General features: G+C 62.9%; 15 protein-coding genes and 2 pseudogenes. 15 read left to right on the top strand and 2 right to left on the bottom strand.

Annotated elements, in window-relative coordinates:
* Positions 1 to 356: 356 nt before the first annotated feature.
* The 10 genes and pseudogenes from glnE to ACLH0J_RS01190 all read left to right on the top strand — a co-directional run.
* Positions 357 to 3,296: a bifunctional [glutamate--ammonia ligase]-adenylyl-L-tyrosine phosphorylase/[glutamate--ammonia-ligase] adenylyltransferase gene (gene glnE / locus ACLH0J_RS01235; RefSeq protein ID WP_411390552.1), complete on the top strand. Its 2,940-nt coding sequence runs from the start codon at positions 357 to 359 to the stop codon at positions 3,294 to 3,296.
* Between the two features lie 204 nt (positions 3,297 to 3,500).
* Positions 3,501 to 4,535 carry a lipopolysaccharide heptosyltransferase II gene (waaF, locus tag ACLH0J_RS01230; RefSeq protein WP_411390551.1) on the top strand — a complete coding sequence of 345 codons (1,035 nt, stop codon included), beginning with the start codon at positions 3,501 to 3,503 and terminating at the stop codon, positions 4,533 to 4,535.
* Between the two features lies 1 nt (position 4,536).
* Entirely contained in the window at positions 4,537 to 5,598 is a 1,062-nt protein-coding gene (gene waaC, locus ACLH0J_RS01225; RefSeq protein WP_411390550.1) for a lipopolysaccharide heptosyltransferase I, read from the top strand.
* Entirely contained in the window at positions 5,598 to 6,722 is a 1,125-nt protein-coding gene (locus ACLH0J_RS01220) for a glycosyltransferase family 4 protein (protein ID WP_411390549.1), read from the top strand. Before waaC ends, ACLH0J_RS01220 begins: the two co-directional genes overlap by 1 nt.
* Positions 6,719 to 7,525, top strand: a complete 807-nt coding sequence (gene rfaP / locus ACLH0J_RS01215) for a lipopolysaccharide core heptose(I) kinase RfaP (protein WP_411390548.1) — start codon at positions 6,719 to 6,721, stop codon at positions 7,523 to 7,525. Before ACLH0J_RS01220 ends, rfaP begins: the two co-directional genes overlap by 4 nt.
* Positions 7,525 to 8,259 (top strand): lipopolysaccharide kinase InaA family protein, encoded by a 735-nt coding sequence (locus ACLH0J_RS01210; RefSeq protein ID WP_411390547.1) that lies wholly within the window; start codon positions 7,525 to 7,527, stop codon positions 8,257 to 8,259. The genes rfaP and ACLH0J_RS01210 overlap by 1 nt, the downstream gene beginning before the upstream one ends.
* On the top strand, positions 8,256 to 9,008 hold the full coding sequence (locus tag ACLH0J_RS01205; protein ID WP_411390546.1) for a lipopolysaccharide kinase InaA family protein: 753 nt from the start codon (positions 8,256 to 8,258) through the stop codon (positions 9,006 to 9,008). The genes ACLH0J_RS01210 and ACLH0J_RS01205 overlap by 4 nt, the downstream gene beginning before the upstream one ends.
* Positions 9,008 to 10,465 carry a lipopolysaccharide kinase InaA family protein gene (locus tag ACLH0J_RS01200; RefSeq protein WP_411390545.1) on the top strand — a complete coding sequence of 486 codons (1,458 nt, stop codon included), beginning with the start codon at positions 9,008 to 9,010 and terminating at the stop codon, positions 10,463 to 10,465. Before ACLH0J_RS01205 ends, ACLH0J_RS01200 begins: the two co-directional genes overlap by 1 nt.
* A 71-nt stretch (positions 10,466 to 10,536) precedes the next feature.
* A pseudogene (locus ACLH0J_RS01195) lies at positions 10,537 to 11,293 on the top strand (DUF3800 domain-containing protein).
* 387 nt (positions 11,294 to 11,680) lie between these two features.
* A pseudogene (locus ACLH0J_RS01190) lies at positions 11,681 to 11,824 on the top strand (ABC transporter permease); the annotation flags it as partial.
* A 6-nt stretch (positions 11,825 to 11,830) separates the two neighbouring features.
* Here the strand turns inward: ACLH0J_RS01190 and ACLH0J_RS01185 are convergent.
* Positions 11,831 to 13,216 carry a surface-adhesin E family protein gene (locus ACLH0J_RS01185; RefSeq protein ID WP_411390544.1) on the bottom strand — a complete coding sequence of 462 codons (1,386 nt, stop codon included), beginning with the start codon at positions 13,214 to 13,216 and terminating at the stop codon, positions 11,831 to 11,833.
* 74 nt (positions 13,217 to 13,290) lie between these two features.
* On the bottom strand, positions 13,291 to 15,375 hold the full coding sequence (locus ACLH0J_RS01180) for a TonB-dependent receptor family protein (protein WP_411390543.1): 2,085 nt from the start codon (positions 15,373 to 15,375) through the stop codon (positions 13,291 to 13,293).
* Positions 15,376 to 15,548: 173 nt separating this feature from the next.
* On the opposite strand from ACLH0J_RS01180, the gene ACLH0J_RS01175 reads away from it, so the two are divergent.
* From ACLH0J_RS01175 to ACLH0J_RS01155, 5 genes are all read left to right on the top strand, one after another.
* Complete coding sequence (locus tag ACLH0J_RS01175) at positions 15,549 to 15,869, top strand: YceK/YidQ family lipoprotein (protein ID WP_411390542.1); 321 nt, start codon at positions 15,549 to 15,551, stop codon at positions 15,867 to 15,869.
* Between the two features lie 151 nt (positions 15,870 to 16,020).
* Positions 16,021 to 17,778 (top strand): carbamoyltransferase, encoded by a 1,758-nt coding sequence (locus ACLH0J_RS01170; RefSeq protein ID WP_411390541.1) that lies wholly within the window; start codon positions 16,021 to 16,023, stop codon positions 17,776 to 17,778.
* Complete coding sequence (locus tag ACLH0J_RS01165; RefSeq protein ID WP_411390540.1) at positions 17,762 to 18,892, top strand: glycosyltransferase; 1,131 nt, start codon at positions 17,762 to 17,764, stop codon at positions 18,890 to 18,892. Before ACLH0J_RS01170 ends, ACLH0J_RS01165 begins: the two co-directional genes overlap by 17 nt.
* The gene (locus tag ACLH0J_RS01160; protein WP_411390539.1) at positions 18,892 to 19,788 is read left to right on the top strand and encodes an antimicrobial resistance protein Mig-14; all 897 of its coding nucleotides are present in this window, start codon (positions 18,892 to 18,894) and stop codon (positions 19,786 to 19,788) included. Before ACLH0J_RS01165 ends, ACLH0J_RS01160 begins: the two co-directional genes overlap by 1 nt.
* The gene (locus ACLH0J_RS01155; protein ID WP_411390538.1) at positions 19,785 to 21,182 is read left to right on the top strand and encodes a PIG-L deacetylase family protein; all 1,398 of its coding nucleotides are present in this window, start codon (positions 19,785 to 19,787) and stop codon (positions 21,180 to 21,182) included. Before ACLH0J_RS01160 ends, ACLH0J_RS01155 begins: the two co-directional genes overlap by 4 nt.
* The last annotated feature ends 7 nt before the right edge of the window (positions 21,183 to 21,189 follow it).

Genomic DNA, 21,189 nt, shown 5'->3' with positions numbered 1-21,189 from the left:
AGAATCGGTTGCCTGAAGTTTGCGACTGGCCTTGTGGGCAGACGACATAAATTCTTGGGTGGCCGAAGGTTGCTTCGGCGTCCTGTAGTTTTACTACAAATCGTCGGCCATTTCAGCCTTTCGAATGTATATACGAGTAGTAAAACTACACAAGACTGAGCGGATTGCTCGGTCAGTTAGGTGAGCATAATCGTTATTGTTGATCTTTTGCGAACAAGAAAAGGTAGAAGTTTAATGTTGCCTGCCAAAATTATTGTTTTTTCAGCTATTTCTAACCTTTGTTCGACACCCCTTCATTGGGCGCGACTCCTGTGTCCCTCTCAACAAGCTCTCTACGCGCCGATCAAGGATAGACCATGAGCCTTCCAACGCTGGCTGAAGTGCCGGCCATTCTCTTGCCGTTCGCCCTTCGGGCCGAGCAGTCATTTCGTGACGCAGTGGCCGCGCTGGACGACGATCATGGCCTTTCTGCGTGGACGTCGCAACGCTGGGCCGACTTCGCCCGCGTGTGCGCCGCCAGTGATTTTGTGATTGAACAGAGTGTTCGTGACCCTTTGATGTTGCTCGAACTGGCGGCCTGGGGCGAGCTGGACCGGGCGTTCGCCCCTGGCGAGCTGTGCGGGCAGATTGCTGGCGCCGTGCAACAAGCTGAAACAGAAGATGAGCTGGGCCGTGTGCTGCGTCGCCAGCGCACCCGCCAGCAGGTGCGCATTATCTGGCGCGACCTGACCCGCCAGGCCGACCTGGTGCAAACCTGCCGCGACCTCTCCGACATGGCCGACGCCAGCATCGACCAGGCCTACCAATGGCTGTACCAGCGCCACTGCACGCAATTCGGCACGCCGACCGGCCGCCGCAGCGGTGAGCCGCAACAGATGGTCATCCTCGGCATGGGCAAGCTCGGCGCGGTGGAGCTGAACCTGTCGTCGGATATCGACCTGATCTTCGCCTACCCCGAAGGCGGCGAGACGGTGGGCGTGAAACGTGCCCTGGATAACCAGGAATTCTTTATTCGCCTGGGTCAGAAATTGATCAAGGCCCTCGACCCGATGACCGTCGACGGTTTTGTCTTCCGTGTCGACATGCGCCTGCGGCCTTACGGTTCGGCCGGCGCGTTGGTGCTCAGCTTCAACGCGCTGGAGCAGTACTACCAGGACCAGGGCCGCGACTGGGAACGCTACGCCATGATCAAGGCGCGGGTGGTTGCCGGCGACCAGGTGGCCGGCGCGCAACTGCTCGATATGCTGCGACCCTTCGTGTACCGGCGTTACCTGGACTTCTCTGCGATCGAAGCGCTGCGCACCATGAAGCAGCTGATCCAGCAGGAAGTGCGGCGCAAAGGCATGGCCGAAAACATCAAGCTGGGGGCGGGCGGCATCCGCGAAGTGGAGTTCATCGCCCAGGCGTTCCAGTTGATCCACGGCGGGCGCGACCTCAGCCTGCAACAACGGCCGTTGCTCAACGTGCTCGGCACCCTGGAGGGCCAGGGTTACCTGCCGCCGGCGGTGATCGCCGAGTTGCGCGATGGCTATGAATTCCTGCGCTACACCGAACATGCGATCCAGGCGATTGCCGACCGCCAGACGCAAATGCTCCCGGACAGTCCCGAAGACCAGGCGCGCATTGCCTTTATGCTGGGCTTTGCCGACTGGGCCGCGTTCCATGAACGCCTGATGTACTGGCGTGGGCGGGTGGACTGGCATTTCCGCCAGGTCATCGCCGACCCTGATGAGGAAGATGGCGCAGAGAGCGAACTGGTCGTGGGCGGTGAGTGGTTGCCTCTGTGGGAAGAATCTCAGGATGAGGACGCCGCCTGCCGCCAGCTCGCCGAAGGTGGCTTCACCGACGCGCCCAAGGCACTCAAGGCCCTGGCCGGCCTGCGCGGCAGCCCGCAACTGCGTGCCATGCAGCGCCTCGGCCGTGAGCGGTTGGACGCGTTTATCCCGCGCCTGCTGGCCCAGGCCGTCGAGCACGCCAACCCGGATCTGGTGCTGGAGCGCGTATTGCCGTTGGTGGAAGCCGTCGCGCGGCGTTCGGCCTATCTGGTATTGCTCACCGAAAACCCCGACGCGCTGCGCCGCCTGCTGACCCTGTGCGCCGCCAGCCCGTGGATCGCCGAACAGATCACGCGCTTCCCGCTGTTGCTGGATGAATTGCTCAACGAAGGCCGCCTGTTCAAGCCGCCATTGGCGCCGGAGCTCGCCGCCGAATTGCGCGAGCGCCTCACGCGCATCCCCGAAGACGACCTCGAGCAGCAGATGGAGGCCCTGCGGCACTTCAAGCTGGCCCACCGCCTGCGCGTGGCCGCGTCGGAAATCGCCGGCAGCCTGCCATTGATGAAAGTCAGCGACTACCTGACCTGGCTCGCCGAAGCCATCCTCGAACAAGTGCTGGCCCTGGCCTGGCGCCAGACCGTGGCGCGCCACGGTTCGCCGCAACGCCTGGACGGCACCCTGTGCGATCCTGGGTTCATCATTGTCGGTTATGGGAAAGTCGGCGGCATCGAACTGGGGCATGGTTCGGACCTGGACCTGGTGTTCATCCACGACGGCGACCCGCAGGCCGAAACGGATGGCGCCAAGCCGATCGACGGCGCGCAGTTCTTCACACGCCTGGGGCAAAGGATCATTCACCTGCTGACCACCCAGACCAACTCCGGCCAACTGTATGAAGTGGACATGCGCCTGCGGCCTTCCGGCGCATCCGGTTTGCTGGTGAGTTCGCTCGGGGCGTTTGCGCGCTATCAGGAAAATGAAGCCTGGACCTGGGAACATCAGGCCCTGATTCGTGCGCGGGTGCTGGTGGGCAGCCAGGATGTGGGCCGTGCGTTCGAGCAGGTGCGGGCCAATGTGTTGGGGCGTGAGCGCGATTTGGTGAAGCTGCGCCAGGAGGTCAGCGAGATGCGCGCCAAGATGCGTGACAACCTGGGCACCAAGAGCACGGCGGCCGGCACCGGCGCCAATGCCTTTGAACCCACGGCGGTGTTCGACCTCAAGCAGGACGCCGGAGGTATCGTCGATATTGAATTTATGGTGCAATACGCGGCTTTGGCGTGGTCTGCGCAACATCCATCGTTGCTGCGCTATACCGACAATATCCGCATTCTGGAGGGTCTTGAGCAGGCGGGGTTGATGCCCGCCGCCGATGCTCATCTGCTGCGCGAGGTGTATAAGGCCTACCGTTCCGCCGCCCATCGCCAGGCCTTGCAAAACGAGGCCGGCACCGTGGCGGGGGATCAGTTCGCCGACGAGCGGCGCCAGGTGATGCGAATCTGGCAGGAACTGGGGTTAAGCTGACACGCGATTAAATGAGCGACGCCAATTTAATGTGGAAACGGGCTTCATGTGGGAGCGGGCTTGCTCGCGATGCAGGCGCTGCGGTCTGTCCAGCGGACTGCGGTGATGCTATCGCGAGCAAGCCCGCTCCCACACAAAGCGCGCCCTACAGTAATCATCGATGCGGGGAGGCATAAGCCTCCCCGCATCGTTTGTGGAAACTACATGAATATTCTGATCGTTGGGCCCAGTTGGGTCGGTGACATGGTGATGGCGCAGACACTGTTCCAGTGCCTGCGCGAGCGCTATCCGGATTGCCAGATCGACGTGCTCGCCCCTGAGTGGAGCCGGCCGATCCTCGAGCGCATGCCCGAGGTGCGCAAGGCCCTGAGCTTCCCGCTCGGCCATGGCGCCCTCGAACTGGCGACCCGCCGTCGTATCGGCAAATCCCTGGCGGGCCAGTACGACCAGGCGATCCTGCTGCCCAACTCGATGAAGTCGGCGCTGGTGCCGTTTTTCGCCGGTATCCCCAAACGCACCGGCTGGCGCGGCGAATTCCGTTACGGCCTGCTCAACGATGTGCGCACGCTCGACAAGGCGCGCTACCCGCTGATGATCGAGCGTTTCATGGCTCTGGCCTACGCGCCCGGTGCTGAATTGCCGACGCCCTACCCACGCCCCAGCCTGCAGATCGACCCGGTGACCCGTGACGCGGCCCTGGCCAAGTTCGGCCTGCAGCTCGATCGCCCGGTGCTGGCGCTGTGCCCCGGCGCCGAGTTTGGCGAGTCCAAGCGCTGGCCGTCGGAGCACTACGCCAAAGTCGCCGAGATGAAGATCCGCGAAGGCTGGCAGGTGTGGTTGTTCGGTTCGAAAAACGATCATTCGGTGGGCGAAGACATTCGCCAGCGCCTGATTCCCGGCCTGCGCGAAGAGGCGGTGAACCTCAGTGGCGACACGTCCCTGGCCGAGGCCATCGACTTGCTCTCATGCGCCGACGCGGTCGTGTCCAACGACTCCGGCCTGATGCATGTGGCGGCGGCGCTGAACCGCCCGCTGGTGGCGGTGTACGGCTCCACTTCGCCGGGTTTCACGCCGCCGTTGGCCGACAAGGTCGAAGTGGTGCGCCTGGGCCTGGATTGCAGCCCGTGCTTCGAGCGCACCTGCCGTTTCGGTCACTACAACTGCCTGCGCCAGTTGCTGCCGCAGCCGGTGAGCGATGCCTTGCAGCGGTTGCAGGGCTCCGTGGTCGAGGTTCACTGAGTTGCGGGTACTGGTAATCAAGACCTCATCCCTGGGCGACGTGATCCATGCGTTGCCGGCACTCACCGACGCCGCGCGGGCGATCCCCGGCATTCAATTCGACTGGGTGGTGGAAGAAGGCTTTGCCGAAATCCCCACCTGGCATCCGGCCGTCGACAAGGTGATCCCGGTGGCGATCCGCCGCTGGCGCAAGAATATCTGGCAGACCTTCAAAAGTGGCGAATGGCGGCGCTTCAAGCAGCGCATCCAGTCGACCAGGTACGACCTGGTGATCGACGCCCAGGGCCTGCTCAAAAGCGCCTGGCTGACCCGCTACGTGCGGGCACCCGTGGCCGGCTTTGACAAGCGCTCGGCCCGCGAACCCATCGCTGCGCACTTCTATTCGCGCCGCCTGGCCGTGGCCCGTGGGCAGCACGCGGTGGAGCGCCTGCGCCAGTTGTTCGCCGTGGCCCTGGGTTATGACCTGCCCAAAGGCCTGGGCGACTACGGCCTGAGCGTCGAGAAACTGCTCGGCCTGCCGCCGCAAAAGCCGTTTGTGCTGCTGTTGCACGGCACCACCTGGGACACCAAGCACTGGCCCGAAGCGTACTGGCGCGAGCTGGCCGAACGCATGGGGCGCCTGGGCGTCGACGTGAAGTTGCCGTGGGGCAACGCGATCGAAAAGGCCCGCGCCGAACGCCTGGCCAGCGGCCTGCAAAACGCCGAAGTGCTGCCCAAGTTGAACCTGGCCGGGGTTGCCCGCGTATTGGCCGGCGCCCGTGCCTGTGTGGCGGTGGACACCGGCCTCGGTCACCTGGCCGCTGCGCTGGATGTGCCGACCATTTCCCTGTTCGGCCCGACCAACCCCGGCCTGACCGGCGCCTATGGCAAGGGCCAGATTCACCTGGCCAGCGACTTCCCGTGCGCACCCTGCCTGCAAAAGCAATGTACCTATCAACCGACGGCCGACGACTTGCGTCGGTTCGACATCAAGCGCGAGTTTCCCCTGTGCTTCACGCGCCTGAGCCCTGAGCGTGTGGCCAGCCGACTGAGCACGTTGTTATTGGCTGAGGAGCTGCACTGATGCAACTGGCTTTTGTTCTGTACAAATACTTCCCCTTCGGCGGCCTGCAGCGTGACTTCATGCGCATCGCCCTGGAGTGCCAGCAGCGCGGCCATCAGATTCGGGTCTACACGCTGATCTGGGAAGGTGACATTCCGCCGGGATTCGAAGTGCTGGTGGCGCCGGTCAAGGCGTTCTTCAACCATCGACGCAACGAGAAGCTCAGCGCCTGGATGGAAGCCGACCTGGCCAAGCGCCCGGTGGACCGCCTGATCGGCTTCAACAAAATGCCGGGCCTGGACGTGTACTACGCCGCTGATGGCTGCTTCGAAGACAAGGCGCAGAACCTGCGCCACTCGATGTACCGCAGCTTTGGCCGCTATCGCCACTTTGCCGAGTACGAACGCGCGGTGTTCGCCAAGGACGCCAAGACCGAAATCCTGATGATCTCCGAAGTCCAGCAGCCGCTGTTCATCAAGCATTACGACACCCCGCTGGAGCGCTTCCACCTGCTGCCGCCGGGCATTGCCCAGGACCGCCGCGCGCCGCCGAACGCCGCCGAAATCCGCGAAGGCTTTCGGCAGGAATTCAACCTGGCCGACGACGACCTGTTGCTGGTGCAGATCGGCTCGGGCTTCAAGACCAAGGGCGTGGACCGCAGCCTCAAGGCCCTGGCCGCGTTACCGGCCGAGCTGAAAAAACGCACGCGCCTGCTTGTCATCGGCCAGGACGACCCCAAAGTATTCCAACTGCAAAGCGCCACCCTGGGGCTTGGGGATCACGTGCAGTTTCTCAAGGGCCGCAGCGATATCCCGCGTTTCCTGCTGGGCGCCGACGTGTTGATCCATCCGGCGTATAACGAAAACACCGGCACCGTGCTGCTCGAAGCGCTGGTGGCGGGGTTGCCGGTGCTGGTATCGCAAGTGTGTGGGTACGCCCATTACATTGCCGAGGCGGACAGCGGCCTGGTGCTGGATGAGCCGTTTGAACAAACCCAGCTCAACGAGTACCTGGCCCGGATGCTCACCGACACTGCACAGCGCGCGGCCTGGAGCCGCAATGGGTTGGCCTTTGCCGAGACGGCCGACCTCTACAGCATGCCGCAGCACGCGGCGGATGTGATTCTGGCGGAGCCAAAACGATGAAGTTGATTCTTGCCGAACCGTTCAAGACCTTATGGGCCGGGCTCGATGCCTTTGCCGAAGTCGAGAAGCTGCAAGGCCAGGTATTTCGCGAACTGGCGGCGCGGCGCACATTGCGCACCGAGGTCGAGGGCCGTCCGTATTTCGTGAAGATCCACCGGGGCATCGGCTGGGGCGAAATCTTCAAGAACCTGATCACCGCCAAATTGCCGGTGCTGGGCGCCGGCCTCGAGTGGGAGGCCATCCATCGTCTGCAGGACCTCGGCGTGCCGACCATGACCGGCGTGGCGTTCGGCGAAAAGGGCAGCAATCCGGCCGATCAGCACTCGTTCATCATCACCGAAGAACTGGCGCCGACCGTCAGCCTGGAAGACCTGACCCTCAACTGGGTCGCCGAGCCGCCGGCTCCTGCGCTGCGCCATGCCCTGACCGCGGAACTCGCGCGCATGGTCGGCGACATGCACCGGGGCGGCGTCAATCACCGTGACTGCTACCTCTGCCACTTCCTGCTGGACACGTCGCAACCGATCGACGCGCACCACGTCAAGCTCTCGGTCATCGACCTGCACCGCGCCCAACTGCGTGCCCACCTGCCGCTGCGCTGGCGCGACAAGGACCTGTCCGCGCTGTATTACTCGGCACTGGACATCGGCCTGACCCGCCGCGACAAACTGCGTTTCCTCAAAGGCTACTTCCGCCAGCCGCTGCGCCAGATCCTCGCCGAGCAATCGGCGTCCCTGAGCCTGATGCAACGCAAGGCCGACAAGCTGTATGCGCGCAAGCAACGTTACGGGGATGCGATCTGATGGCGGGTTGGAACCTGGAGCCTGCCTACGCTCACCTGGCGGATGATTTTGGCAGCCTCGAAGCGGTGTTTGCCCTGCAAGGCCAGCGCCTGACCCGCGACCCGCTGTCGGAAGTGATCCGCGTGGAGCGCGGCGGGGTCAATTACTACGTCAAGCGCTACACCGGCGCCGGCAAGGGCTTGCGGCGCTACCTGGGCAAACCGCGGGTCAAGTCCGAATGGCAGAACCTCAAGCGCTTCGCCAAGTGGGGTATTCCCACCGCCGATGTGGTCGCCTGGGGCCTGGAACGCAAGGGCCTGGCCTACAGCCGTGGCGCGATGATCACCCGTGAGTTGGCCAAGACGGAAGACCTCTCGGTGCTGGCCGAGCGCAAGGATGCGCGCCTGCGCGACCCCAAGTGGGTCGATGCGGTCAGCCGCCAGCTCGCCGAATACACCCGGACCATGCACGACCACCACTTCACCCATAACGATTTGAAGTGGCGCAACCTGCTGATCGACGACCAGTCGACCCTGTACCTGATCGATTGCCCCAACGGCGATTTCTGGCGCGGGTTCTGGCTCAAATACCGCATTACCAAAGACCTGGCCTGCCTGGACAAGGTGGCCAAGTATCATCTGTCCGCCACCCAGCGCCTGCGCTTCTATATGCAATACCGCCAGCGCCGGCACTTGAGTGCATCGGACAAAGAACGCATTCGCCATGTGGTGAAGTTTTTTGAGGGACGCGAATGAGTGATTTCCTGGCGGCTGAAGACCGTGCCCTGTTGGAGCGGCACGGCCTCGCCACCTTCGACGCCCTGTGGGCCAAGCAACTGGACGCGGTCGACGAGCCCAACACCAGCCGTGGCGGCTGGAGCAGCGTGTTTCGCCTGGAACTCGACGGCCACGGTTATTACCTCAAGCGCCAGAGCAACTACCTCACGCGCAGTTTGCATCGGCCATTGGGCGAGCCAAGTTTCTCCCGCGAGTTCCGCAATATCAGCCGTTACCGCACGCTCGGTATCCCGGCGTTGCAGGCGGCTTTCTATGGCGAGCGCAAGGTCGCCGGCGAACACCGCGCGATGCTGCTGACCCGCGCGCTGGATGGCTGGAACGACTTGGAGTCATTGCTGGAGCAGTGGTCGACGCTGAGCGATGCCCAGCACCGTGCGATCCTGCTGGCCTGCGGCCAACTGGCGCGTCGCCTGCACAGCGTCGGCCAGGTGCATGGCTGTTTCTACCCCAAGCATATTTTCCTGCAGGCCACCGGCGACGGTTACGCCGCGCAGTTGATCGACCTGGAGAAAACCCGCCCGCTGCTGTTCGGCCGGCGTGATCGGGTCAAGGACCTGGAACCGTTGTTGCGCCGTGCACCGCAGTGGACGGATGCGCAGGTGCGCCACCTGTTGGCGGCCTACCTCGATCAGCCCGAAGACAGTGCGTCGGTCACCACCTGGCTGCAACGCCTGACGACGCGACGCAGCCATAAGGAGAACCGCTGATGCGCCTGTCCGAGCTGAAAAGCGCCGGCCGCACGCCGAGCCTGCCCCTGAGCATCGACCTGGCGGACGCCGCCGGCCCCGCCCAACTGCAACTGCTGAGCCTGTTGCGGGTGTTGCCGGGCGAGCGTTACGTGGGCGCGGCGGTATGGCGCGGACGTCCGGTGCTGGCCAAATTATTGGTGGGCAGCAAGGCGGCGCGGCATTTTCAGCGTGAACTGAACGGCGTGCGTCTGCTCGCCGAGCAAGGCCTGACCACGCCGCTGTTGCTCGTCGATGGCTTGCAGGAAGGCGAGGGCGGCTGGCTGCTGTTCGAGTTCCTCGAAGGCGCCGAAAGCCTGGCCGATGCCTGGCACGCCGTCGAAGGCCTGCCGCCCTTGGCCGACGAGCAGACGGCTGTGCTGGCCGAAGCGCTGGACGCGATTGCCCGGATGCACGCCAAAGGCCTGTGGCAAGAAGACCTGCACCTGGACAACCTGCTGCGCCAGAACGACAAGCTGTACCTGATCGACGGCGCCGGCATTCGCGCCGAAGAGGCCGGCAAGCCGCTGTCGCGCAATCGGGTGCTGGAAAACCTCGGGGTGTTTTTCGCCCAGTTGCCGAAAAATCTTCAGCCGTTCACCGAAGAACTGCTGGTGTACTACCTGCTGAGCAACGGCGAACACGCTTTGCCCCTCGAAGCCCTGGAAAAACAGGTGCGCAAGGTCAGCGCCTGGCGCCTGAAAGACTTTCTGAACAATGTCGGCCGCGAGTGCACGCTGTTCAGCGTGGTGCGTGGCGCTTTTGCCTTGCGCGCGATTCGTCGCGAGGAAGAGGCTGCGATGCTGCCGGTGCTGGCACAGGCGGACGCCTTGCTGGATCAGGGCCACCTGTACAAGACCGGTGGCGCGGCCAGCGTGGGTAAAGTCGAGGTGGCCGGTCGCCCGCTGGTGATCAAACGCTACAACATCAAGAACTTCGCCCATTGGCTCAAGCGCTTCTGGCGCCCGAGTCGCGCCTGGCACTCCTGGCGCGAAGGCAACCGCCTGGCGTTCCTCGGCATCGCCACGCCCAAGCCCCTGGCCGTGCTGGAAAAACGCTTTTTCTGGCTGCGCCGCCGTGCCTACCTGATCACCGAATACCTGCCGGGACCGGACATCATCGAGCGCTTCGCGCCCTACATCGAACACGGCGACGCGCCGGAAAACGAACTGCAGGCACTGGACCAGTTGTTCGCCGAGCTGATTGGCGAGCGCATCAGCCACGGCGACCTCAAGGGCCACAACCTGTTCTGGCAAGAAGACCGCTGGGCCCTGATCGACCTGGACGCGATGTGCCAACACACCTCCGCCGCCAGTTTCGCCCCGGCATACGCCAGGGACCGGGCGCGGTTTATGCGTAACTGGCCGCCGGGCAGTGCGTTGTACCGAGTGATTGATCAGCGCTTGCCTGAAGGCGTCCAGGCTGGAGGCTCTCTGTAGCAGCGACGGAGGGCAGTATAGATGTCGGTGGGCGCCCTAGAAGTCCCATAAAAACAAGGATTAAACATCCCATGGCTGATGAAAAACTAACTTCCCCGCAGTTTCTTCTTTTTGAAAGTGAGAGTGAGGCTGAGCGTGATGCAGAAGTTGTGGCGGCGAAGCCGCCAACGGGGGCGTTCAGCAATTTCATTGTCTATGTGGATGAAAGTGGCGATCACGGGATGCAGACACTCGATGTCAACTATCCCATGTTTGTTTTGGCTTTCTGCGTTTTCGAGCATGTTCGCCTCTCGCCAGCACAAGCATGCTTTTCTCGAAGAGCTGACGAGCATCATTGAGTCGAGCAACTTTGTCTTGATCAGTTGTGTGATTGATAGAGCCACTCTTCGCGAGCAGCAAGGCCCGATACATAATCCTTACCATCTGGCTTTAGGTTTCTGTCTTGAAACCCTCTACGAGTTTCTCCAAGAGAAAAATCAGCAAAGCGCATTGACTCACGTGATTTTCGAGCGTCGAGGTCGTAAAGAGGATAACGAGCTTGAGTTGGAGTTTCGTCGGATGTGCGACGGCGCCAATCGTCTGGGTATTCGCCTGCCGTTTGATATCGTCTTTGCGACCAAGCAGGTGAACTCAACGGGGTTGCAGCTTGCAGATCTGGTTGCCCGCCCCATTGGCATGAGTGTTCTGCGGCCAGGTCAGGAGAATCGTGCCTTTGACGTCCTCACGCGCAAGTTTTATTGCAGCGGAGGGCGGAGCAAGGTGGGCGAGGGTTTTGAAAATTGGGGGCTGAAGATTTTTCCTGTTGTAGAAAGCGAAAAGCCCCGGTGAAACTCACCGAGGCTATAGCGCCGACCGGGATCCCCCAGTCCATTTGCGGCCGATTCTATGCTTGCGGTTTTGGAGTGTCAACGCGGGGAGCCTGGCCGTCGACGAGGGCTCGCCGTAGGGCGTCTAGTGATCCGTGTGGTAGTCATCACGATTGCCTGACCAACACCCATCAGGCAATTGATCGCCGAGAGCGACAGCCTGTTTTCCTCCAAAGTTTTTATTCAGTTGATTTAACGCGATAAAAATCCTGGCGCGGGCTCTGCAATGGCTTCTGGTGAACTCTTTGCCGGTCGCCGCGGAGCCGTGTATGCCTTCCAGCCTTTTCTCGCTTTCCCGTTTGATCTGCCTCGGCGCAGTGTTGTTGCTGGACCAGGCGAATTCGCCGCGGGGGTGTTGTTTATCAACGTGATCGCCAACGGCCTGCTACTGATCGGCTGGAGTTTCTATTGGCAGCAGGCGGCGACGGGAGTGCTGATCGTCATGGCGCTGACCTTCAGTTTTGCCAGCCGCCGAATGCTGCAGCGCGCCTAGCCGGCGCTATTCAACCTTGACCAAGGTGTTCCGGGTTTTGTCGTCACCCTTGACCACGCGCTCGCGGGTGAAGAAGTACCCGTAATCTTGCAGGTAGATCTCGGTGCTGGTGGCGTTGTAGCGCTCGCCAGCTTGCGTGCAATTCAATTCCTTGGCGTTGCCGCTCAGCGCTGCGTTGATTCTGCTGGCCGGGAGTTCACGCGCCACCACGCAGGTATAGGTGCGCCACAGTACGTGGTCTTCCTCGGCGGTACTGCGATTCAGGTCCTTGGTGCTGAAACCCAGCGTTGCACCGACCGGCATTTGTTTCCAGTCGCCAGTGAAGCTCAGTTGTTGAATATGGCTGGCGACCGAGGTGGTCAGCCCTTCCCATTCAAATTGAGACTGGTAGGTCAGGGTGATAAGGCCTCGGAAGGACGTGCTGGACGCTTTTGAGTAGTCAGAGACGTTGCGGATGCGTAACTGGCCGTTTTCACCGCTCGGCTCGATGTACAGATCGTTTTGCAACGTGACCGAACTTTCGCTCCTTTGCACCAGATGGCGCAGGGACTTGACCGGATTGGGCATGCCCAGCGCATTCATGGCCTCCACCACGTCGGCCGATAACGGTGGGGGTGTCAGGGTTTCCTGGGGTTTGCTACGCACAGCCGCCACCGGGAGTTGTTCGAGCGTTGGCGCGCAGGCTGCCTGGAGCAAGGTTTGGATGTGCGTTTCGGCTGAGCTGAAGGGCGCGTCCTGAGGGGCGGTTTCGGTCGTGCCGAAGGTCACCACATTGTTCTGGTTCAGGCCGAAGGTGCCCAGCGTCCGGTAGGTCTGGCGGCTGCAACTGACTTGCCAGTGCATACGCGTCTGGGCATAGGGCATTTTCTTGAGCTTGTTGGTGAGGATGAACGGCTCATCGACGGCCCCCCAGAACTGCACGCTATCACCTGCGCGCTTTACGCTGGCGCGGTCGATCAGCAACTGTCGTTGGGTTTGCGTGCCGCTGACAACCCGCCAGTCCGGGCGTGGCGTGCGGGCGCAGGCGTCGATAAAGCCAGGGTTCTGCTTGAGATTGGCGATCACGGCCGGCGTCAGGTTGCGCATCACGGTAAAGCGTGTGGGCTGGCCTTTGGCGGTCAAGGTTGTGGGCGATTCCAGAAACAGCAGGCTGGCGCTCGGGGTGGCACAGGACGCCCGGACTTGGGCGATGTCTGGCACGCTGGGGCCTTTGCCGGATTCCACATGAACCTGGTAGCTGAGCTCGTCGCCGTCACGCAGGATCGAATCGGCCAGCGGTGGCTGTTTGAGCAACTCGCCAAACAGCGGCTCGGCCTTGGCCCCATTCCTCATGGCTTGAAGGCTACAACCGCTGAGCAAACCGAGGGCGACGATTACCGTGATGCGTTTCATGAGCGTTCCTTGCTGCTGGAGGTATTCAAGGGTACCCAACGCTTTCGGCGGGCCAGGGCGCTTCTTGAGCGACGTCAGAACTGGTACTGCGCGCCGGCCCCGGCATACCACGAGCGGCCGGGCGCGGCTTCGTAATAGCGGCCATTGCCATCGCCGACGATCACTGAACCCACGTACTGGCGGTCCAGCAGGTTGTCCAGGCGCAGAGTCTGGTGGAAGGTCCAGTGTTCGACCTTCTGCTCGAAGCGGGCGCGCCAGTTGAACACGCTGTAGCCCGGCGCGGCGTGCTGGATGTTGGTGTCTTCGACGTAGACCTTGCTGCGGTACATGCCTTCGAGGGCGGTGCTGACCCAGTCCCTCGGCTTCCAGTTCAGCTCGGCGAACAGCGTGGTTTGCGGCACGCCGGGAAGGTAGTTGCCCTTGTCGACCTGGGTGCTGCCGCCGCTGACGAAGTCGCTGTCGTAGGTGGCTTGCAGGCGCGTGTAGGCGAGTTGGGTGCTCCACTGTTCGCTGAGCTGGCTTTCGAGGCCCAGCTCGAAGCCGCGACGCAGGGTGCGTCCGGCGTTCTGGTAAGTGGTGCGACCGCCGCTGGATTGCTGCACCACCAATTCGTCTTCGGTGGTGATCTGGAACAGGGCCGCGTTGAGCCGCGTGTCCTGGCCGATGCGGGCCTTCACGCCGACTTCGTACTGCTGGCTGACCGAGGGCTTGAGCGCGAAGTTGAAGCCGTTCGCGGTGCTGGAATACGCCGACTCGGCCTGGGTCGGGGTTTCGAAGCCTTTGCCCGCGCTCACGTAGCCATGCAGGTCCGGGGTGAAGGCATACATGACGCTGACCGAGGGGGTGTTCTTCTGGTAGGTCTTGTGGCCGCTGTCGTTGCCGTCACTGAGGAAGTGGTCGTCCACCTCCATTTCCATGGTGCTGTGGCGCAGGCCGGCTTGCAGGGTCCAGTCGCCCAGCAGCCAGTTGGCTTGCACGAAGGGGTCGAGGCTGGTGGCGGTGTCGATTTCGTCGCGGCCCAGGGCGCCTTTGACGCCGTGCACGCCGTCGACGGTGTTGGAATAGCCCTGGCGATCGTCCTGGCTGCGGTCGTAGTCGAGGCCGGCGATCAGGGTCAGTTCACCGGGGGCGCTGCCGATGGGTTGCAGCCAGTGGACGGAGCCGCCGTAGAACGTGCGGTCGAAGTCGACTACGCCGCCGCGTTTGTCCGAGGCCGTGCCGCCTGGAATCGACAGATACTGAATCACACTGCGTCGCCCCGTGTACCCATTCACCTGCAAGGTCGCATCGCCGAAGTAGCGTGCGTAATTCACGCCCAATTGCTGATGATCAATACTTTTGCGCGTGTTGTACGTCAGTGCGCTGCTGCTCACCGAGCGTGGGTCGGCCTTGTAGGCTGCCCAGGTCTGCCCCAGCGGGTCTTGCGTGCCGTTCTGCTCCAGGCTGCTGTAGATCAGCGCCAGCGTGCTGTCGTCATCCGGTTGGACGTTGAGTTTGGCGAAGGTCTGGTCGCGGCGGGCGCTGCTGTGGTCGCGGTAGCCATTGGTGTCCATGCGCGAGGCGTCGAGGACGAAACCGGCGCCGTTGGCCGCGCCCTCGGCAGTCAGGTGGTTTTTGTTCAGGCCGTCGCTGCCCACCAGGGTTTCGGCGCCGATGCGCGGCGGGCCTTCGCCGTTGCGGGAAAACATCTGGATGACCCCACCGGCATTGCTGCCATACAGCGTGGCGGCGGGACCGCGCAGCACTTCGATGCGTTCGGCGGTGTCGAGGTTGAACGTCGCCGCCTGGCCCTGGCCGTCCGGGGTGCTGGCGGGGATGCCGTCGGCGAGCAGCTTGATGCCACGCACGCCGAACGCCGAGCGGGCGCCGAAGCCGCGCGAGGATATCTGCAGGTCCTGCGCGTAGTTCTGGCGATTCTGCACCACCAGGCCGGGCACGCGGGACAGGGCTTCGGAGGCATTGATGCCCAATTGCCCGTCGCTGATCTGCTCGCGGCTGATGCTGTCCACCGAGTACGGCAGGTCGAATGTCGGGCTGGCGCTGCGCGAACCGGTGACCACGCTGGGGTCGAGGATCAGCGGCGCGTCGTCCGCCTGGGCGGTCTCGCACAGGGCGAGCAGGCCGGGCAGCAGCAGGGTAAGGCGGGCGAGGTGGTTCATGGGTCAGCCGAAATCCGTGGCGTTCAGGGTGTAAACGCGCAAAAGGGAACGAGTTTAGTGGCTTGGCGGATTTTTAGCATTTCGGACGCCTCCTACGTGTTGTAGCGCAGGGGCTGGGCTGAACCGTGGGCAAGTCGGGTGCTAGCGTGGCGAACGATCTCTGGAGGCTCGCCATGAACATAAAAAACGTTGCGGTACTGCTGATGGTTTCGTTGCTCAGCAGTGGCTGCGGCACACTCAACACGGTGCTGCGTGAAGATGTCGCAGCGACCCGTGAACTGCGCCAGCAAAAAACCTACTGTCAATCCATTCCGCGCGCCTACAGCGGCGCGGCGTTTGATTTCTGCCTGCTGCACGCCGCGCCGGACCCCACGGGCCGGGTGATCTCGTTGGTGTTGGCCGATATTGCCTTGTCGGGGGCGCTGGATACGCTCGTTCTGCCCTACACCCTGTACCGACAGGTCGAACACGGCAATATCGACATCTATCGTTAAACCCGGCCAATCCACTGGCCGCTTGCCACTAACCGTCTTGCCCTGCTTTTAAGCTATAATCCCGCCCTTTAGCTGTTTCCTGCCCAGGCGGGTAACACACTTTTTTCAGGCGCGACCCGCCTGCATGCAGACTAAAAGAGGCTAGACCCCTGTGGCATTGACGATTCTTGGCCTGTCCGGCGCCCTTAGCCATGATCCTTCCGCAGCCCTGTATATCGACGGCAAGCTGATCGCGGCCGCCGAAGAAGAACGCTTCGTACGCGACAAACATGCAAAGCACCGCATGCCCTACGAGTCGGCGAAGTTCTGCCTGGAACAGGCTGGCATCAAACCGTCTGATGTAGACGTGGTGGCGATTCCCTTCGCCCCGATCAGCCTGTTCGGCGAGGCGCGCTGGCACTACGCCAAGCGTTACTGGTACGCCCCGGACCGCGCGCTCGACGCGATCCTGATGGGCAACCGTCGCTACAAGCGCTACCGCAACAAGATCGTCTGGTGCCTGGAGCAACTGGGTTTCGATCCGAAGAAAATCAAGATCGAACCGGTTGAACACCATCTGGCCCACGCCTCCAGCGCCTATCACTGCTCCGGCTTTCAGGAGAAAACCGCGATCCTCGGTATCGACGGTAAAGGTGAATACGCCACCACCTTCTTCGGCTACGGCGAAAACGGCAAGATCCACAAGATCAAGGAATTCTACGATCCGGACTCCCTCGGCGGCCTGTACGGTGCGGTCACCGAGTTCCTCGGTTTCGAGATGCTCGACGGCGAGTTCAAGGTCATGGGCATGGCGCCGTATGGCGATGCCAGCAAGTACGATTTCTCGCGCCTGGCCTCCTTTGAAAACGGCGAACTGGTGATCAACACCGACTACGCCAACGTCATCGGCCTGCGTCGCTATAAAGAGAAGGGCAAGGGGTTCTACTTCTCGCCCAAACTGATCGAGTGGCTGGGGCCCAAGCGCGAAGGCGACATCGCCGACGAGCCGTACATCCACTACGCGGCCAGCATGCAGGCGCTGTTCGAGAAGCTGTCCCTGCAGATGATCGACTACTACCTGGGCGACATCCTCAAGGAAACCGGCAAGCTGGCCTTCGCCGGCGGCTGTGCGCTGAACGTCAAGCTGAACCAGAAGATCATTGCTCGTGACGACGTCAAGGAGCTGTTCGTGCAGCCGGCGTCCGGCGACGCCGGCACCGCCGTGGGCGCGGCCGCTTATGTGTCCCACGCCCGTGGTGTACCGGTCGAGAAGATGGAACACGTCTACCTCGGCCCGTCCTACAGCAACGAAGACGTGATCGCCGCCTGCGCCAAGCACGCGAGCAAGCCGAACTGGCGCAAGATCGAAAACACGCCTCAGCGCATCGCCAAGATCATGGTCGACGGCAACCCGGTGGCCTGGTTCCAGGGCCGCATGGAGTTCGGCCCGCGTGCCCTGGGCGGTCGCTCGATCATCGGTTGCCCGAGCGCCACCGGCGTGGCGGATCGCATCAACCACCAGATCAAGTTCCGCGAGCGCTGGAGGCCTTTCTGCCCGTCGATGCTCGACACCGTGGCCCCGCAGATGATCAAGGTCGATCACCCGGCGCCGTTCATGACCTTCACCTTTGAAGTGTCGGAAGAGTGGAAGACCCGCGTACCGGAAGTGGTCCATGAAGATGGCACCTCCCGCGCCCAGGTACTCAAGCGCGAATACAACCCGCGCTACTACGACATGATGAAAGAACTCGAAGTACTGACCGGTAACGGCGTGTCCCTGAACACCTCGCTCAACCGTCGTGGTGAAGCGATGATCTGCTCGCCGACCGACGCGCTGAACATGTTCTACGGCTCCGACCTGCAGTACCTGATCATGGAAGACATCCTGGTCGTCAAAGACGGCGTGGACCCTTATGACACGCTCGGCTGACCGCCACGTCCTGCAGTTCTGCCACGGCTATGACGGGCCGTTCCTGGACTGCGCCCGGCAGTACGCCAGTCTGTTCGCAGGCTCCGGCTACCAGGTGACCACGGTGTTTCTCACCGGGGTCGCCGACCCCGAAGTGGCCGCCGGCTGCGCGTCCGATGAAGTGTTGTTCATGGAATTCAGCTCCAAGGCCATTCGTGGCCTGAAGCTGGGCGCCATCCGTGAACTGCGCAAGATCGCCGCGTCGCGCAACTTCAGTTTCTGCATTGCCCACCGGTTCAAGCCGATCTACATCGCCTTGCTCGGCACGCGGCTGTCGGTGATTGGCGTGCATCACGCCTTCGGTGACTACCAGCGCCGCAGCCGCAAGCTGTTTGCCGGGGTTTTCCGCAAGCGCCTGAGCCTGCTGGGGGTGTCCAACGCTGTGCGTGACGACATGCGCCGCTGCCTGCCGACGTGGCCGGCGGCCCGTATCCAGACCTTGTATAACCGTATCGACGTCGACGCCATGCAGGCCAGCCAAGTGCCTGTGCACGAGGCGCGCGACGCGTTGGGGTTGTCGCCGGACGAATGGGTGGTCGGCAACGTCGGCCGCCTGCACCCGGACAAGGACCAGGCCACGCTGCTCAAGGGCTTCGCCCTGGCGCTGCCGCACTTGCCCGCCGAAAGCCGCCTGGCGATCCTCGGCAGCGGGCGTCTGGAGCAAGACCTCAAGCACCTGGCGCGGGAGCTGAACATCGCCGACAAGGTGCTGTTTCTCGGCCAGGTGCCGGAGGCGCGTCGGTATTTCCGCGCCTTTGATGTGTTTGCCCTGAGCTCCGATCACGAGCCTTTTGGCATGGTCCTGCTGGAAGCCATGGCGGCCGGCGTGCCGTTGCTGGCCACGGCCTGCGGCGGGGCGAAGGAAGTCGTCGAAGGGGTCGGCATCCTGTTTCCGTTCGGTGATGCCGAGCACCTGGCCCAAGGGCTGCAGCATCTGGCGGCGATGGATCACCACCAGCAACGGCAGTGCGCCGAGATGATGCTGGAGCGCCTGCGCACGCGTTTCTCGGATCAGGCGGTACGCGATACTTTCTGGCAATTGCCGCACGTTATTGAACTGACCGCGGGGGCTTGATGCTCAATCGATTCCAAGGCTGGCGCGAGCGAGGCTGGTCCGTCGTCGACGCGCCTGTCTACAGCGAGGCCTGGCAGCGTTTTGGCGGCAGTGTCGCGACCCATCCCCAAGTGATCGAGCGCCTGGCCGGGCTGGCCGACATCCCGGTGCGTTACCTGGCCTGGGAGCACGATGGCGCACTCAAGGCATGCATCGCCACCTGGGGGCGGGACCTGGCGTTGTCCAAGGATGTGCTCAAGCGACGGGGCAAGAAGGGCCTGTTCGACCTGGGCAATGCCGAGTTGATCCTGCCCGCTGCGCCTGACGCCCAGGCGCCTTTGCGGCATCGCGGCCGCTACCTGTCGACCCTGAACGAAGGCCGCTTCAGCGGCCTCAAGCCCCAGGCCGAGCAACTGGCCATGGCCCGTACCCCGGAAGAACTGTCGAAGAAATTCCGTTACAACCAGCGCCGCGAACTGCGCCTGCTGGAAGAAGCCGGCGGCGTGGTGCGCCCGGTGAGCGAGTTTTCCAGCCAGGAGCTGGCGGCGATCTACTGCGATTTGTTCCTGCGCCGCTGGGGCTTTGTCGCCACAGGCGCCGAGCGCATGGCCGAGGTGATTGAGCTGCTGCGCGACTGGCTGATCGGCTCGGTGATTTTCCTCAACGATGCGCCGATTGCGGTCCAGTTGGTGTACCGCGTCGAATCGCCGGAGTGGATCAGCGTGGAGTACGTCAACGGCGGCGTCGATCCCGAAACCCGCGCGTTCAGCCCAGGCAGCGTGCTGAGTTTCCTCAATACCCAGAGTGCCTGGGAACAGGCGCGCGAAGTCGGCAAACCGCTGCGTTTTTCCTTCGGGCGCGCCGACCGCGAGTACAAGGACCGTTGGTGCAACCCTGTGCCGGTGCTGACCGTATGAGCCGCAAACAGCAGTTGCTCAAGCGCCATCGGCGTAACAAACGCATTGGCGTGCTGGTTGGCCTGGTGCTGTTGGTGGTGATCGGTCTTTGTGTTGCCTGGTGGTTGCCGTTCGTCCTCGGCGTGCTGGCCTGGGCGGCCCATGAGGCCTGGTTTGCCGACCATCTGTTCTATGCGCCCCACGAGGATTATCAATACCGGTTCTCGGCGGATGCGCAGCGGACCGATGTTCGCCTGGAGGGCGGGCGCCTGCGAATCGATTCGCCCCTGGAAGCCGAGGCGACGTTGGTGCTGGCCATCAAGGTCAAGAGCGGCTGGCTGGGACGCTTCCTGGACCCGGCCGTTGAGATTGTCGACGGTGACCGCCGCGACCGGCAGACATTCGAGCGGGGCGTGAAGGGCGTGCGTTACCTCAACCTCAGCGGTCTGGCCCCGGCCCTGATGGCCGGTGAACTGCACTTGCGCGGGCGTTTTTGCAGCCTGCAGGGCGCGCCACGGTTGTGGGCCTGGGCCACGCCGGATTATTCGAAACAGCGGGTGATGGTTATCGCGCCCCATGCCGACGATGCCGAGTTGGCCGCTTTCGGTCTTTACAGCCAGGCCGAGAACCCGTGGATCGTGACCCTCACCGCGGGCGAAATCGAAGCCGAGCACTACCAGCAGATGGGCCTGGACCCGGTCGAAGCCGCGCGGATCAAAGGCCGGCTGCGCGCCTGGGACAGCATCGCCGTGCCGCGTTGGGCCGGCGTGCCACAGGAGCATTGCGTGCAATTGGGCTATTTCTGCCTGCAATTGCCAGCGATGCGCGCAGCGCCTGATCAGCCGATCGCCTCGCGCGAGGCGGATCTGTCGGATACCCGCCTGTTTCGCCAGCTCAACCCCTTCCCGTTGCCAGCGGACCATGACGGCCTGCCGACCTGGAACAACCTGCTGGCCGACCTGCGCCAATTGCTGCTGAGCGCACGTCCCGAGGTGATCGTATTGCCCCACCCGGTGCTCGACCCGCACCCGGACCATATCTGTGCGCAGCAAGCGGTGATCGAGGCCCTGCAAGGCTTGGCGTGGCAACCCACGACCGTGTTGGGCTATGCCAACCACCTGCATGACAACGACCGCTGGCCCATGGGGGACGCGGGCGCCGGGATTGCCTTGCCGCCGCTGTTCGACGACACCTTGGAACTGCGGCCGTGCAGCCTGCCGCTGTCGCTGGCCCAACAGCGCGACAAGGCCATGGCGCTGGGCATGATGCATGACCTGCAGCCCGCGCCGCCGTTCAAGCGCCGGGTGCGGCGCTGGCTGCAGCGGGTATTGGCGGGGCGTGTGCCGTCGCCCTACGGTGAGAACGAGTTTTTCCGCAAGGCCGTACGACGGCATGAGTTGTTCTGGCATTTGTGAAAGGGAA

The organism is Pseudomonas sp. MPB23 (assembly GCF_046605395.1).
Lineage (GTDB): Bacteria > Pseudomonadota > Gammaproteobacteria > Pseudomonadales > Pseudomonadaceae > Aquipseudomonas.
The sequence above is the reverse complement of the archived record's forward strand: the minus strand, read 5'-3'. Positions and strand labels throughout refer to the sequence as shown.

Bases quoted from the DNA above. Each gene is read 5' to 3' on its own strand.
- waaF (WP_411390551.1), top strand. From the start codon at position 3,501: ATGAATATTCTGATCGTTGGGCCCAGTTGGGTCGGTGACATGGTGATG.
- ACLH0J_RS01160 (WP_411390539.1), top strand. From the start codon at position 18,892: ATGCTCAATCGATTCCAAGGCTGGCGCGAGCGAGGCTGGTCCGTCGTC.
- glnE (WP_411390552.1), top strand. From the start codon at position 357: ATGAGCCTTCCAACGCTGGCTGAAGTGCCGGCCATTCTCTTGCCGTTC.
- ACLH0J_RS01210 (WP_411390547.1), top strand. From the start codon at position 7,525: ATGGCGGGTTGGAACCTGGAGCCTGCCTACGCTCACCTGGCGGATGAT.
- ACLH0J_RS01185 (WP_411390544.1), bottom strand. From the start codon at position 13,216: ATGAAACGCATCACGGTAATCGTCGCCCTCGGTTTGCTCAGCGGTTGT.
- ACLH0J_RS01200 (WP_411390545.1), top strand. From the start codon at position 9,008: ATGCGCCTGTCCGAGCTGAAAAGCGCCGGCCGCACGCCGAGCCTGCCC.
- ACLH0J_RS01165 (WP_411390540.1), top strand. From the start codon at position 17,762: ATGACACGCTCGGCTGACCGCCACGTCCTGCAGTTCTGCCACGGCTAT.
- ACLH0J_RS01205 (WP_411390546.1), top strand. From the start codon at position 8,256: ATGAGTGATTTCCTGGCGGCTGAAGACCGTGCCCTGTTGGAGCGGCAC.
- ACLH0J_RS01155 (WP_411390538.1), top strand. From the start codon at position 19,785: ATGAGCCGCAAACAGCAGTTGCTCAAGCGCCATCGGCGTAACAAACGC.
- ACLH0J_RS01175 (WP_411390542.1), top strand. From the start codon at position 15,549: ATGAACATAAAAAACGTTGCGGTACTGCTGATGGTTTCGTTGCTCAGC.
- ACLH0J_RS01180 (WP_411390543.1), bottom strand. From the start codon at position 15,375: ATGAACCACCTCGCCCGCCTTACCCTGCTGCTGCCCGGCCTGCTCGCC.
- ACLH0J_RS01220 (WP_411390549.1), top strand. From the start codon at position 5,598: ATGCAACTGGCTTTTGTTCTGTACAAATACTTCCCCTTCGGCGGCCTG.
- rfaP (WP_411390548.1), top strand. From the start codon at position 6,719: ATGAAGTTGATTCTTGCCGAACCGTTCAAGACCTTATGGGCCGGGCTC.